This window comes from Micromonospora sp. NPDC005367 (assembly GCF_040606825.1).
In the GTDB taxonomy this organism is placed as follows: Bacteria; Actinomycetota; Actinomycetes; order Mycobacteriales; family Micromonosporaceae; genus Micromonospora.
This window is the reverse complement of the sequence record NZ_JBEXFP010000002.1, coordinates 192,034-205,592: the sequence shown is the minus strand read 5'-3', so window position 1 is coordinate 205,592 and position 13,559 is coordinate 192,034. Positions and strand designations below refer to the sequence as shown.

Annotated in this window: 14 protein-coding genes; 5 read left to right on the top strand and 9 right to left on the bottom strand. The window is 72.0% G+C overall.

Annotated elements, in window-relative coordinates; all coding sequences use genetic code 11:
* Positions 1 to 69 precede the first annotated feature (69 nt).
* Positions 70 to 501, top strand: a complete 432-nt coding sequence (locus ABZS42_RS02475) for a hypothetical protein (protein WP_355141732.1) — start codon at positions 70 to 72, stop codon at positions 499 to 501.
* 107 nt (positions 502 to 608) lie between these two features.
* Here the strand turns inward: ABZS42_RS02475 and ABZS42_RS02470 are convergent, their stop codons facing one another.
* A complete protein-coding gene (locus ABZS42_RS02470; protein WP_355141730.1) occupies positions 609 to 1,961 on the bottom strand; it encodes an FAD-binding oxidoreductase in 1,353 nt (450 codons plus the stop codon).
* A gap of 101 nt (positions 1,962 to 2,062) precedes the next feature.
* On the opposite strand from ABZS42_RS02470, the gene ABZS42_RS02465 reads away from it, so the two are divergent.
* Positions 2,063 to 4,159, top strand: a complete 2,097-nt coding sequence (locus ABZS42_RS02465) for a S9 family peptidase (RefSeq protein WP_355141728.1) — start codon at positions 2,063 to 2,065, stop codon at positions 4,157 to 4,159.
* Positions 4,160 to 4,208: 49 nt separating this feature from the next.
* Here the strand turns inward: ABZS42_RS02465 and ABZS42_RS02460 are convergent, their stop codons facing one another.
* On the bottom strand, positions 4,209 to 5,162 hold the full coding sequence (locus ABZS42_RS02460) for a threonine/serine dehydratase (protein WP_355141726.1): 954 nt from the start codon (positions 5,160 to 5,162) through the stop codon (positions 4,209 to 4,211).
* A 260-nt stretch (positions 5,163 to 5,422) separates the two neighbouring features.
* Between ABZS42_RS02460 and ABZS42_RS02455 the strand changes: the two genes are divergently transcribed.
* The gene (locus ABZS42_RS02455) at positions 5,423 to 5,605 is read left to right on the top strand and encodes a hypothetical protein (protein WP_355141724.1); all 183 of its coding nucleotides are present in this window, start codon (positions 5,423 to 5,425) and stop codon (positions 5,603 to 5,605) included.
* A 103-nt stretch (positions 5,606 to 5,708) separates the two neighbouring features.
* Here the strand turns inward: ABZS42_RS02455 and ABZS42_RS02450 are convergent, their stop codons facing one another.
* A complete protein-coding gene (locus ABZS42_RS02450) occupies positions 5,709 to 6,281 on the bottom strand; it encodes a TIGR03086 family metal-binding protein (protein WP_355141722.1) in 573 nt (190 codons plus the stop codon).
* 31 nt (positions 6,282 to 6,312) lie between these two features.
* Between ABZS42_RS02450 and ABZS42_RS02445 the strand changes: the two genes are divergently transcribed.
* Positions 6,313 to 7,134, top strand: a complete 822-nt coding sequence (locus ABZS42_RS02445; RefSeq protein WP_355141720.1) for an AraC family transcriptional regulator — start codon at positions 6,313 to 6,315, stop codon at positions 7,132 to 7,134.
* Positions 7,135 to 7,442: 308 nt separating this feature from the next.
* Here ABZS42_RS02445 and ABZS42_RS02440 read toward each other — a convergent pair whose 3' ends face one another.
* The 6 genes from ABZS42_RS02440 to ABZS42_RS02415 are packed head-to-tail and all read right to left on the bottom strand — an operon-like array spanning position 7,443 to position 13,031.
* The gene (locus ABZS42_RS02440) at positions 7,443 to 8,981 is read right to left on the bottom strand and encodes a SpoIIE family protein phosphatase (protein ID WP_355141718.1); all 1,539 of its coding nucleotides are present in this window, start codon (positions 8,979 to 8,981) and stop codon (positions 7,443 to 7,445) included.
* Between the two features lies 1 nt (position 8,982).
* A complete protein-coding gene (locus ABZS42_RS02435; protein ID WP_355141716.1) occupies positions 8,983 to 10,341 on the bottom strand; it encodes a sensor histidine kinase in 1,359 nt (452 codons plus the stop codon).
* Entirely contained in the window at positions 10,338 to 11,360 is a 1,023-nt protein-coding gene (locus ABZS42_RS02430) for a SpoIIE family protein phosphatase (RefSeq protein WP_355141714.1), read from the bottom strand. Before ABZS42_RS02430 ends, ABZS42_RS02435 begins: the two co-directional genes overlap by 4 nt.
* Positions 11,348 to 11,767 (bottom strand): ATP-binding protein, encoded by a 420-nt coding sequence (locus tag ABZS42_RS02425; protein WP_355141712.1) that lies wholly within the window; start codon positions 11,765 to 11,767, stop codon positions 11,348 to 11,350. The genes ABZS42_RS02430 and ABZS42_RS02425 overlap by 13 nt, the downstream gene beginning before the upstream one ends.
* Positions 11,764 to 12,174 carry an STAS domain-containing protein gene (locus tag ABZS42_RS02420; protein WP_355141710.1) on the bottom strand — a complete coding sequence of 137 codons (411 nt, stop codon included), beginning with the start codon at positions 12,172 to 12,174 and terminating at the stop codon, positions 11,764 to 11,766. The genes ABZS42_RS02425 and ABZS42_RS02420 overlap by 4 nt, the downstream gene beginning before the upstream one ends.
* Positions 12,174 to 13,031, bottom strand: coding sequence for an STAS domain-containing protein (locus ABZS42_RS02415; RefSeq protein WP_355141708.1), 858 nt, complete (start codon positions 13,029 to 13,031; stop codon positions 12,174 to 12,176). The genes ABZS42_RS02420 and ABZS42_RS02415 overlap by 1 nt, the downstream gene beginning before the upstream one ends.
* A 164-nt stretch (positions 13,032 to 13,195) precedes the next feature.
* Between ABZS42_RS02415 and ABZS42_RS02410 the strand changes: the two genes are divergently transcribed.
* A complete protein-coding gene (locus tag ABZS42_RS02410; protein ID WP_355141706.1) occupies positions 13,196 to 13,552 on the top strand; it encodes an STAS domain-containing protein in 357 nt (118 codons plus the stop codon).
* Positions 13,553 to 13,559: the final 7 nt, after the last annotated feature.

Below are 13,559 nucleotides of genomic sequence, written 5' to 3'. Positions count from 1 at the left end.
CCCCGCCGGCCCCGCGCCCCGGCCCGAGGGCGGACCCCGCCGGGGGCGGCAGGCCGTAGGTTGACCTTCATGTCGACAGTCGTGGATGCCGTCGCCGACCTGCCGCGGCTCGTCCGTACCGTTCTGGTCACCCAGCTGGCGGTGGCCGCCGCCTTCGTCGTGGTGGCGGCGCTCTACGTCGGACGGATGGTGACCGCCGGCGTGGGTCCGGCCGAGATGGTCAGCGGGGCGTACCAGCCGAAGGACCTCGTTCCGTTCGGCCTGCACGCCGCGAACCCGTTCTTCTGGCTGTACGCCGTCATCTCGGTCGTCTACCTGATGGGCACCGCGTTCACCGTGCCGATGGCGGTCTACGCCGTGGCGGTGGCGGCCCGGGGTACCGACCGCATCTCCCGGCGCATCCGGGCACTCCTGCTGGTCGGCGCGGGCACGACGACGCTTCTCCTGCTGGCCCGGCTCACCCCGGCCGCCGCCGACATGCACCACTGGTGGCTCGATTGAAGAAGCCCCTCCCCCTCCGCCCAGCTCGATGAAAAGGTTGACGGTGGGCGCGGAGATCGAACTCGCCGGCAACCTCATGATCAACCGGCACGTCCGGGGTCGGAGGGTCAGTCGCCGCCGGGGAGGCGACCGGGGGCGAGTCGGTGGTGCGGGTCGAGGTGCGCCTTGGCCGCGCGCAGCCGGGGCAGCCCGGTCAGCTCACCCCAGAGGTCGACCTCGCGGCGCACCGACGCCGGCGCCGACAGGACCACACACCGGCCCTTGCGAGCCAGCAGCACCCCACGGACGGCGGCCAGGATCGAGGCGACCCGGTCGGCCGGGAGCGACCCCGGCAGTGCCGCGTGCACCACGCCCAGGCCGGCGGAGCCGCGTACGGGCACCGGGGCACCGGCCGCGTCGCGTAGCGCGTAGACGGCCGCGTGCAGGTCGGTGATCGGCACCTCGATGCGCAACGCGGTGTCGCCGGGCCCGAACGGGTACCGCCGCCACCACGGCGGGGCGGAGTGGGTGACCAGGGCACCGTCGATCAGGGACACCAGGCGTTCGGCCCGTTCGACGGCGTCCGCCGGGCCGCCTTCGAGCAGCACCACGACGCTGCCGGCCCGCGACGGGGCGTCCGCCCGCCCGGCCATCGACGGATGCCGCGCCCGGGCCGAGGCCGCCGGGTCGGCCGGGTCGATCGGACGGCGGGGCCGGGGCAGGGCGGGAAGGTCCAACTCGATCGCGGCCGGGTCGAGGCGTGCGGCCAGGACCGTGCGCACCAGGTCGTGCACCTCGAGCGGGGTCCAGACCGGACGGGAGACCCAGAGACGGGTCGCCGGCACCGCCTGCACCCGCAGGGTGGCCGAGACCAGCACTCCGAGCGCGCCCTGCGATCCGCAGAGCAGCCGGGCCAGATCCAGCCCGGGCGCTCCGCCACCGGCGTCGACCAGCTCTCCGTCGGCGGTCAGGTAGCGCAGCCCGACCAGTTGGTCGCAGGGGGTGCCGTGCCGGTGGCGCAGCGGACCGGCCTCGCCGGCGGCGAGTACGCCGCCCAGGGTCGCCCCGGGTGAGGGTGCGTCGACGGCGAGCCGCTGGCCGGTGCGGTCGAGTGTCGCCTGCACCGCGCGCAGCGGCGTGCCGGCGCCCACCTCGGTCACCGGCGCGCCGACCGGTTCGTGGCCGATCCCGGCGAGCCGGCCGGTGTCGAGCATGATGTCGACCTGCTCGGGCGCCGCACCCCAGTCGATCTTGGTGCCGGCGCCGCGCGGAACCACCGTGAGGTCGTGCCGGGCCGCCAACCGGAGCACCTTCGCCGCCGCCTGCGGCCCCCCCGGCACCGCGACCCAGCGGGCAGCGCGCCCGGCCACTTCATCGGCCGGGCCGGCGAACCGGGCGAAGGGCGCCCCGCAGATCTCCGTGAGCCGTTGGGTGATCTCGAGGGCTCCGGACCGGTCGATCGAACTCGCTGCAGCCGCCATGCCGGTCATCGTACATGTGTTCGAAAGCCGCGGTGGGGATTCGCAGCGGGGGTGACGCGCGTACCGGCGACGAGCGGTGGCCGGCCGGTAACGTGGCGGCCGTGACCACCGAGACTTCCCCGCCCGTGGCCAAGCGGGTGCCCGCCGAGCGCAACCACCACGGCGACACCGTGATCGACGAGTACGCCTGGCTGGCCACCAAGGACGGCCCCGAGACGATCGCCTACCTGACGGCCGAGAACGACTACACCGAGGCGCGCACGGCACACCTGGCCGGGCTGCGCGAGCAGCTGTTCGAGGAGACCCGGCGGCGCACCCAGGAGACGGACCTGTCGGTGCCGACCCGCAAGGACGGCTACTGGTACTACACCCGGACCGTCGAGGGGCAGCAGTACGGCGTGCAGTGCCGGCGCGCCGTCCGCGAGGGCGAGACCGAGCCGCCGATGAGCGCCGACGGAGCCCCGCTCGACGGCGAGGAGGTGCTGCTCGACGGCAACCAGCTGGCCGAGGGGCACGACTTCTTCGCGCTCGGCGCGTTCGACGTGAGCCCGGACGGCCGCTGGCTCGCGTACTCGACGGACTTCTCCGGTGACGAGCGGTTCACCCTGCGGGTGAAGGACCTGACCACCGGCGAGCTGCTCCCGGACGAGGTGCCGGACACCTTCTACGGCACCGCCTGGTCCAGCGACGCGTCGGCGCTCTTCTACGTCACCGTCGACGAGGCCTGGCGGCCCTACCGGGTCTGGCGGCACACCATCGGAACGCCGTCCGCGCAGGACGTGGTGGTGCACCAGGAGGACGACGAGCGGTTCTGGGTCGGCGTCGAGCTGACCCGCTCCGAGAAGTTCATCGTCATCGACATCCACAGCAAGATCACCAGTGAGGTGCTGGTGATCCCGGCCGGCAACCCGGCCGGGCTGCCGGCGGTCGTCGCGCCCCGCCGGCAGGGCGTCGAGTACACGGTGGAGCACCACGGCCACCGCTTCCTGATCCTGCACAACGACGGCGCGGAGGACTTCGCGCTGGCGTACACCTCGGCGGACACGCCGGGCGACTGGGTGCCGCTCATCGAACACTCTCCGGGCACCCGGCTGGAGTCGGTGGACGCGTTCGAGAACCACCTGGTGGTCTCGCTTCGCACGAACGGGCTGACCGGGCTGCGGGTACTCCCCATCGGTGGCGGCGACGCGTACGACATCGACTTCCCCGAGCCGATCTACAGCGTCGGCCTGGACGCGAACCCCGAGTACCGGACCGGGCAGATCCGGCTGCGCTACTCCTCGCTGATCACTCCGGACTCGGTCTACGACTACGACCTGGTGACCCGGCAGATGGTGCTGCGCAAGCAGAAGCCGGTGCTTCCCGGCCCCGACGGGCGGCCGTACGACCCGGAGGCGTACGAGCAGCACCGGGACTGGGCGCTCGCCGACGACGGCACCCGCGTACCGATCTCGCTGGTCTTCCGCAAGGGCACGCCCCGCGACGGCTCCGCCCCCTGCGAGATCTACGGCTACGGCTCGTACGAGGCCAGCATGGACCCGTGGTTCTCGGTGGCCCGGCTCTCCCTGCTGGACCGGGGCGTGATCTTCGCGGTGGCGCACATCCGCGGCGGTGGCGAGCTGGGCAGGCGCTGGTACGAGCAGGGCAAGCTGCTGGCCAAGAAGAACACCTTCACCGACTTCGTGGCCTGCGCCCGGCATCTGGTCAAGGCGGGCTGGACGGCGAACGACCGGCTGGTGGCGCGGGGCGCGTCGGCCGGCGGGCTGCTGATGGGTGCGGTCGCCAACATCGCCCCGGACGCGTTCAGCGGGATCGTGGCGCAGGTGCCCTTCGTGGACGCGCTCACCTCGATCCTCGACCCGTCGCTGCCGCTGACCGTCACCGAGTGGGAGGAGTGGGGCAACCCGCTCGACGATCCCGAGGTGTACGCGTACATGAAGTCGTACACGCCGTACGAGAACGTGGCGGCCCTCGACTACCCGGCGATCCTCGCGGTGACCAGCCTGAACGACACCCGGGTGCTCTACCACGAGCCGGCGAAGTGGATCGCCCGCCTGCGCGCGACCGCACCGCAGGGCGACTACCTGCTGAAGACCGAGATGGGCGCGGGGCACGGCGGCCCCAGCGGCCGGTACGACTCCTGGCGTGAGGAGGCGTTCATCAACGCCTGGATCCTCGACCGCCTCGGTCGCGCCTGACCGGCCGGGAGGGGTCCGAGAGGGCCCCTCCCGGCGCGGGGCACACCCGTCAGGCCGGCCCGGCGGTCAGGACAGCGGCCAGTACGGTCGGGTCGGCGTTGCCGCCGGTGACCACGGCGACCGTCCGGCCCTCGGGGATCTCGTGGCTGTGGAACAGCCGGGCGGCGAGGGCCACCGCGCCGCTCGGCTCCACGACGAGCCGGGCTTCACGCACCAGCCGGCCCATCGCCTCCGTGATCTCCTCCTCGGTCACGGTCACGATGCCGTCGAGGCGTTCCCGCAGGTGGGCGAAGGTCAGCTCGGACAGGTTCGTACGCAGCCCGTCAGCGCTGGTCCGGTGGGTCCGTTCGACGTCCCAGACCACCACCGCGCCCGTGGCGAGCGATTCCCGGGCATCGGCGGCGAGCAGTGGTTCGACGCCGATCACCGCGGCTGACGGGCGCAGCGCCTTCACCGCAGTGGCCACGCCCGACGAGAGACCACCGCCGCCCACCGGCACCAGCACCACGTCCACGTCGGGGAGGTCCTCGACGATCTCCAACCCGACGGTGCCCTGGCCGGCGATGACGTACGGATCGTCGAAGGGCGGCACCAGCGCGCCGCCGGTCTCCGCCGCGATCCGCTCCGCCTCGATCAGCCGCCGGGCCGGCGGAACGAGCACGACCTCGGCGCCGCGGGCTCGGATCCGGTCGACCTTCACGGCGGGCGCGCCTTCCGGCACCACCACCGTGCAGGGCACACCCGCGGACCGGGCCGCGTACGCCAGCGCCTGCCCGTGGTTCCCGGACGAGTGGGTGACCACACCTCGTGCGCGGACCGCCGGGTCGAGCCGGGCGACCGCGTGGGTCGCGCCGCGCAGCTTGAACGACCCGACCGGTTGCAGACTCTCCGGCTTGAGCCACGTCTGCGCGTCCCACGGTGTCGGCAGCAGCGGGGTACGGGTCACGGTGCCGGCGATGTCCGTCGCGGCGGCCCGTACATCATCGATCGAGATCAGCTCCATCGCACCATGCTGCCCCGGGAGGGGCCGCGGCGTCGCCTCTCGAGCCTTCAACCCTCACGCTGCCGCGCCGAGCCCGATGATTATGCCGTGCCGCGCCCGATGATCACGCTCAACTATGGAAACAGTGCCCTCCTCAGCGCCCGGAGGCCACTACTTCCACGTTCGAGCGCGATCATCTGCGCGCTCGTGACCGCGCGCCCGGCCGAGCGTGAAGGGTTGTCGCCGCAGTTCAGTGGCCGCGCGGGCCCTAGACTGCGCGGGTGAGCGAGGTCGACGAGGAGCCGGACGCCGCGGAGGACCGGCCGGGCGACGGGACACCCCGGAAACGTCCCGGACTGGTCGTCCTGGCGGTGGTGGTCGCCGCGCTGTTGGTCTGCTGCTGCTCGGCGGTGCTAGGCCTGATCATCTCCTGGTCCGCCGGCCTCTTCCACACGTCGGCCTGACCACCTGCTGGCCTGACCACCGCGGCTGCTCCCCACCGGACATCTCGCCCGGACGGGCAACGGCTCGACACCTGGTCCGAGGGCCGCCCGTGATCGGAGCCGGTCAGCCGATGGCGCTCCAGCGCGGATCGCGGCCGGTCAGGCCGAGCAGCCGGTCCAGGTCGGGCACGGTCGGGTCGGTCGGCACCGGATCGGCGAAGACGCCCATCTGCCGGGCCGTCGGGCCGAGCTGTTCGGTCAGCTGGTGCAGCGCCCCGGTGGCCTCGGGCGCCGGCGCGTACGGCTGGCCGGTCGCGACGGCCAGGTCCCAGCCGTGCACGGTCAGGTCGAGCAGGGCCATCCCGCCCACAGTGGTCTGCGGCATGCCCATCCCGGGCGACACGCCCTCTGAACTCGCCGGGTCGGACCAGGCGACGATCAGTCTGTCGATCTCCACCTCGAACCGACTCCGCCAGTCGTCGGTGAGGTGGTCCGGCTTCTCCGCCCACGTCACGCCGCGCTTCACAGCGAGGTCCTGGAAGTTGACCACCACCTGGAAGAGGTGGTTGAGCAGGTCGTGTACGGAGTAGTCGCGGCACGGCGTCGGCAGGTGGAGCTGGTCGTCGGCGATGCCCCGCACCACCGCGACCGTCGGCGGCACCGCAGCCGCCAGCAGATCGCTAGTCTCTGTGGCCATAGGCCCAGCGTATGAGGGTGGTCTTGAAAAAATGCGACAGCGACCGCGTGGCGACAGCCGGGGAATTCTCGCCCCCGGCCGGTTGCTGCGGCAGGTCCGGTTCCGTCGGCACCTGCCGGCGCCGGTACTACGCCCGTGGGTCGAGCACTACTGGCTCGTCGACTGGGAGCTGACCGAACCGTTCGTGCAGCAGGTCGTACCGCATCCGGCGGTGAATGTGGTCTTCCGCCGCGACGGCGACGGCCTGGAGTCCGGCGAGGTGGCCGGCGTCGGGCTGGCCCTGTTCTCGATCACGTTGACCGGCACCGGACGGGTCAGCGGCATCCAGTTCCGGCCCGGCGGCTTCCACCCGTTCTGGCAGGGCTCGGTCGCCGAACTGACCGGCCGCCGCCGGCCGCTCGCCGAGCTCGCCGAGCACTGGCCGCCGGCCCGCGACCACAGCGGCGGTGCCTGCGACGGTACGGACGACGACCGCTGCGGCCGTCTCGACGAACTGCTCACCGGCTGGAATCCGGAGGCGGCGGCGGATCCCGTCACCGAGGAGGTGATCCGCCTGGTCGAGGAGATCCGCACCGACCGCACGGTACTTCGGGTGGACGCGTTCGCCCGGCGGCACGGGCTCACCACCCGCCGGCTGCAACGCCTCTTCCTGGACCGGGTCGGCGTCGGCCCGAAGTGGGTGATCCGGCGCTACCGGATCCAGGAGGTCATCGAGCAGGCCGCTGACGGGCCGGCACCGGACTGGGCGCGGCTCGCCGCCGACCTCGGCTACAGCGACCAGGCCCACCTCGTGCGGGAGTTCACCGCGGCCACCGGGATGTCCCCCGCCGCGTACACCCGCTCGCTCGCCTGACCCGGCACGCCCGACGTCGATGCCGGCGCCGGCGTCGACCCCGACGTCACGCGGCGCAACCTTGCCTCCGGCCCGGCCACCCCCACTCGGACGCTTTGCTCTGCACCCACATACGCGCCACCTACCCACAGTTACCTTTCGAAGCTGCCCGTGTGCCGAACTCCGCGAAGAAATCACAGGTCAGAGCCGTGGTGCGTATTCGGGTGCAGAGCAAAGCGAGCGAAGCGGGGGTGGTCGACCGGGCTCGCGACAACGCTACGTGTTCAAAGGTCCACGATCACGCTGTGCAACCGCATCGCCAAACGTTCTCACCTGCGCCGCAGGACGACCACCGCGACGTCGTCGTTGATCTCGGGCGGGGCGAGTTCCACCAGCAGCCGCTGGCAGAACCCGTCCAGGTCGTCGTCGACCTGCGCGGCGACGTCCGCCAGCGCCGCCAACCCCTCGTCGATGGTCGCGTCCCGGCGCTCGATCAGGCCGTCGGTGTAGAAGATCAGCGTCGCCCCGACCGGCAGCACGAACTCCAGGTCCTCCGGGCGATCCGCGCGTACGCCGAGCAGCGGCGCGGAGTGCTGGACGAACTCAACCTTGCCGTCGATGCTGAGCACCGGCGGCAGGTGGCCGGCGCTGGCCAGCCGGACCCGCCCCGTCGCCGGCTCCAGCAGCAGCAAGCAGAGGGTCGCCGACTCGTTCGGCAGCAAGGTACGCATCAACTCGTTGACCCGGTGCAGGATCGCGCCCGGCTGGTGCCCCTCGACCGCGTACGCCCGGACGGCGTGCCGGAGCTCGGCCATCACCGTCGCCGCGTGCAGCGAGTGCCCCGCCACGTCACCGACGGCGAGCAGCAGGCGCCCATCGAGCATCACCAGCTCGTAGAAGTCGCCGCCCACCTCGGTCCGCGCGCTGGCCGGCTCGTAGCGCACCGCGAGGTCGAGGCCGTTGATCTCCGGGACCCGTCGCGGGAGCAGGCTGCGCTGAAGCGTCACCGCGATGCGGTGCTCCTCGTCGTACGAGCGCTGGGCCTCCACCGCCGCCGCCAATGCCTGCACGAGCTGCACCAGCGCCGGAGTACGGGCGGTCTGAGTCTTGGTGGGAACCACGACGTAGAGCGGTGGCCGGTCCTCCCGCAACCGGGCGGCGGCCACCGTCACCGTGTCGCCGGCCGGCCAGTCCAGCAGCGCCCATTCGGCCGGATCGGTGACCCGGACCGTCGTGCCGACCGGCACGACACTGTCGTCGTGGACCACCCACGGCACGGTCGTGGCGTCCACACCACGGCCTGCGGCCACCCCGGCGAGGTACTCGCCCTCAGCGGTCTCGGCGACCACCGCCGCCGGGCTCTTGAAGATCTCGGCGGCGCCGGCCGCCGCCGCGTCGAGCAGCTGCCTGAAGGTCGACGCGGCGTGCACCGCGACCGTGGTGTCGGCGAGCGCGAGCATCCGCGCGGCGAGCAGCTCGGCTTGTTGCCGGGCCTGGTAGTAACGCAGCACCGCGTTCGCGGTGGCGATCAGCTCGTCGGGCTCGATCGGCTCGGCGAGGTAGGCGTCCGCGCCCCGCGTCAGTCCCCGGGCCCGGTCCGCCACGTCCACCGCGTGCGCCGACACGTGGATCACCGGTGTCGCCGGACGCAAGTTCTTGATCCGTTCGCAGACCTCGAAGCCGTTCAGGTCGGGCAGCCGGACGTCGAGCACCACCAGGTCGACCTGGTCTGTCTCGACCCGGGTCAGCGCCTCGGTACCGCTCTCCGCCTCGATCACCTGAAAGCCGGCGCGGGTCAGCCAGCTGACCAACAGGTAGCGCTTGGTCCGGCTGTCGTCGACCACCAGCACGGTCGGCTGGGTGGACACGTCAGGCTCCGACCACGGGCAGGGTGACGGTGAAGGTGCTTCCCCGGCCCGGCTCGCTGGTCAGCTCCAGAGTGCCGCCGAGCAGGGTGACGAGCCGCCGCGCGTACGGCAGGCCGAGCCCGGTGCCACCGGCGCGGGTCGCCCCCGGCGCCTGGTAGAACTCCTCGAAGATCCGCTCGTGCAGCTCGGGCGCGATACCGGGACCCGTGTCGGTGACCGTCAACGCCCAGTGGTCGTCCCGTCGCAGCGCGCGCAGCCGCACCTCACCCCGCTCGGTGAACTTCAACCCGTTGTGCAGCAGGTTGCGCAGCACCTGACCGAGCAGCACCTCGTCGGTGCGCAGGGTGGCGGCCGGCGGCTCCTCCACCACCAACTCCACTTCCGGGCGGGTGGCGACCGCGCGCAGCGTGCCGCGCAGCTGCCCGAAGACCGGCCGCAGGTCCACCTCGGCCAGGTTCAGCTCGATCCGGCCGGACTCCGCCTTGGCCAGGTCGAGCAGCTCGTTGACCAGGGTGAGCAGGTCGGTCGACGACGCGCGGATCAGCTCCACCTGCTGCGACTGCTCGCGGGTCAGCGGATCCGACGCGGAATCGGCGAGCAGCCGGCCGAGCCCGATGATCGCCGTCACCGGTGCCCGCAGCTCGTGGCTGACGTTGGCCAGGAATCTGCTCTTGGACTCGCTCGCCGCCCGAAGCTGGGCCGACTTCTCGTCCAGCTCGGCGTAGAGCGCCACCACGCCGCGGTTGGTCTCCTCCAGTTCCTCGGAGAGCTGACCGTAGAGCGCCAGCACCCCACGGTTCGTCTCCTGAAGCTCGTCGTTCAGCACCGCCAGCTCGTCCCGCTGTTGGCGCACCTCGTCGAGGGCCGCGATCAACTGCTGGTTCTGCGCCGCCAACTCGTCCAGGGCGCTGCCCGGGGCGCTCTGGACGAGCTCCGCACGAAGCTCGTCGAGGCGCTCCGGAGTCAGCGCCTGCGCGGTGACCGGGACGCGTCGGGACATCCTCACGACCGTATCCCGGCCGACCCCGATCGTGCCCAGCCTGTCCACGAGCCGCACCACGGCGCCGGACTGCGGCTCGTACCGGTCGTGGGGCAGCGGGCGGACCGGAACCAGGTCCACCCGCAGGTGTTGCCGGCCGTCGGGCGCCTCGTCGACGTGGAACGTCACGTCCGCGCCACCGGCCACGCCCAGCAGGTCCCGGGCCACCTCGCTGAGCGCGGTGGCCACCCGCACCTGGTCCTGATGTTCCAGGCCCACCGCCGCAGCGACCTCCCGGCCCCGTTGGCGCACCACGAAGATGTCGTGCTCGACGCGGAGCGGCATCTGGAGCAGCGGCCGGCGGCCGGGCACGGCGTTCATGCCGGTGCCCTCGCCACCAGCACACAGGCGTCGTCGCGCCGGGTGCCCGCTTCCCGCAGCAGCGTCGCGGCGACCACCAGCGGGGAGCGCTCGACGAGCCCCGGGTAGTCGTCGATCTGCCACCGATCCACCACGCCGTCGCTGTGCATCACGAGCAGGGCGCCCGCGGCGAAGGGATAGTCGTACTCGCGTACCACCGGGCGCTGGTGCCCGGCGATGCCGGGCAGGGAGACCAGACCGCGGCGCCGCCCGTCCGGCGCGATCAGCTGTCCGGCGATGTTGCCCAGGCCGGCGTAGCGCAGGACACCGGCCGACGGGCCCAGCTCGGCCACCGCCAGCGCGGCTCCCCGGGTGTGCGACATGGACCGGTGCAGGTGCTGCACCACCGCTGCCGGCGACCCGGCCGGGGCGGTGTGGAAGGCCGCGATCGCCGTGTCACTCGCGGCGGCGGCCAGCGGGCCGTGCCCCAGCCCGTCGGAGACGAGCACCTGGCGGCGTCCTTCGATCACCCGGACGGCGTAGCCGTCGCCGCTGATCGTCTCGCCGCCGAGCGGACGGGTCAGCCCGCCGACCCAGGGCGTCTCGCCGATCTCCGACGGCCAGACCTGTACGGCGAGGACGGTGCCCCGGCCGGGCAGCGAGTAGCCGTCGAACCAGGTGGCCTGCCGGACTATCGCGCCGAGGCCGATGCCGAGGGTGCCGACCGTCGAGTGGCCGTCCCGGGAGGAGATCGCGAGGTCCGCCATGCCCGGCCCCGAGTCGACGGCGACCAGCTCCACACCCGCCTCGTCCGCACGGCGGACGGGGCGGAGCAGCAGCGTCGGGTCCTCGGCGTGCTTGGCCAGGTTGCTCGTCAGCTCGGCGACGACGATGACCAGATCCGCCGTACGCGCTTCCCCCAGTTCGAGGTGGCGGCCGAGACGCTCGGCAGCCCGCCGTACGACGCTGCCGGTGCTGCCCTGCTCCATCCGGAACCAGAGCCCGTGGTCGGTGACCGCGTCCTCGCTCACCGAGCCCACTTGGTGACGGTGATCCGGGTGCCCTTGCCGATCCCGGTGTCGATGTCGAACTCGTCGACCAGCCGGCGTGCGCCGCTCAGCCCCAGGCCGAGCCCAGCGCCGGTGGTGTAGCCGTCGGTGAGCGCCAGGTCCAGGTCGGCGATCCCCGGCCCGGAGTCGGCGAACACGATCCGCACCCCGCGGCGCCGCCCGTTGTCTACGGTCGTCACCTCGACGCCGCCTCCTCCGCCATAGACCAGCGTGTTCCGGGCCAACTCACTGGCCGCGGTGACCACCTTGGTCTGGTCTACCAGCGACAGCTTCGCAGCCACCGCAACCGTACGCACCAACTGCCGGACGCGTACCACGTCCTCGTCGCTCCGGATCGCCTGTGCCTGCGGCTGACTCAGGTCGATGCCCGTGGTCACGGTGAATCCGTCGTCGCGGGTTCGTCGATCTCGTCGTCGTCCTGCGGTTCGTCGGGGCGCGCGGCCGCGATCAGCTCCATGCCGCGTTCGACGTTGAGCGCGGTCCGGATGCCGTTGAGCGACAGGCCCAGCTCGACCAGTGTGATGGCAACGGCCGGACGCATCCCGACCACGACTGTCTCGGCGTCGAGCACCTTGGAGATCGACGCGATGGTGGAGAGCATCCGCCCGACGAACGAGTCGACGATGTCCAGCGCCGTGATGTCGATGATCACGCCGTGGCTGCCGGTGGACACGATCCGCTCGGCGAGATCCTCCTGCAACTGGAGCGCCGTCTGGTCGGACATGTCGACCTGGATCGACACCAGCAGGATGTCGCCGATCTTGAGGATCGGTACCCGCTCCATCAGGCCCCCCGGCGGGAGCGGCGCGACGTCTCCACGCCGGACAGGCGCAGCACGTGGCGCAACGCGTCGGCGAGGCTCGCCTTGGTGGCGATGTCGCCGAACTCGATGCCGAGCGCCACGATCGTCTGAGCGATCTGCGGCCGGATGCCGGAGATGATGCATTCCGCGCCCATCAGCCGCGCGGCCACCACGGTCTTCAAGATGTGCTGGGCGACCTGGGTGTCCACCGCCGGTACACCGGTGATGTCGATGATCGCGTACGGCGAGCCGGTGTCGACCAGGGTCTGGAGCAGCCGCTCCATCACCACCTGGGCCCGGGCGGAGTCGAGCGTGCCCACCAGCGGCACCGCGACCACGCCGTCCCAGAGCTTGACGACCGGGGTGGAGAGCTCGAGCAGCTGCTCCGCCTGGTCGGCGATCAGACCCTCCCGGGTGCGTACGAAGCTCTCGAAGGTGAACAGCCCCATCTGGTCGATCAGGCCGGAGAACGCCACGAAATCGTGAAGGACGCTCTTGCCGCCGCGGGCCTCCAGCAGCTCCAGCAGCACTTCCTTGAGGGCGTAGACGCTGCTCGCCGTCTCGGTGGCGGAGAACCCCTGCCGGGCCCGCCCGCGGGACAGCTCGCCGAGCACGGCACGCAGCTCGGCGGCGTGCTCGGCGTCGAGGTCGACGATCCCGTTCTCGGCCGTCGTGAGGATGGCCCGATGCAGTTCCTGGAGCTGCCTGCGCAGTTCGGCCTGGCTGAGCCGACCGCGCAGCGACGCCGTCACGGCCTCCGTCCAGCGCTGCGTGACCTGGTCGACGTGCTCGCTCAGCAGAGCTGCGAGCCGGCTGCTCTCCTCGGCGTTCAACGCCATTACCAAACCCCCTCGACCCGGACCGGGCGGACTCTATCACCGGAACCCGCCCAACTACTTGCCGCGAAGCAACGGAATGATGCTGGCCACCAGATCGCCGCGCCCGTTCTGCGTACGGCGGGGATCGTGGGATACCGTTCCACCGATAACAGGAGGTCTGGCGAATGTCCCTGACGGTGCACACGGAACAACGCGGCGACGTGGTCGTCGTGTCGGTCGCTGGCGAGCTGGACATGGCGACCGCACCGCAGCTGCAGGACCAGATCACCGACCTGCTCGACAAGGACCGCAGCCGCCTGGTGTTCGACCTGGCGGAGGTCTCGTTCTGCGACTCCACCGGGCTGTCGGTGTTCGTACGGGCCAAGAACAGCTGCGACGAGGTGGGTGGCGTGGTCCGGCTGGCCGCCCCTCAGCGGGGCGTGCTGCGCATCCTCGAGGTCAGCGGCCTGGTCGAGGTGCTTCAGACGTACCCGACGGTCGACCAGGCGGTCGCCGGGGACCCGACCCCCGCCTCCTCCTGACCGCTGC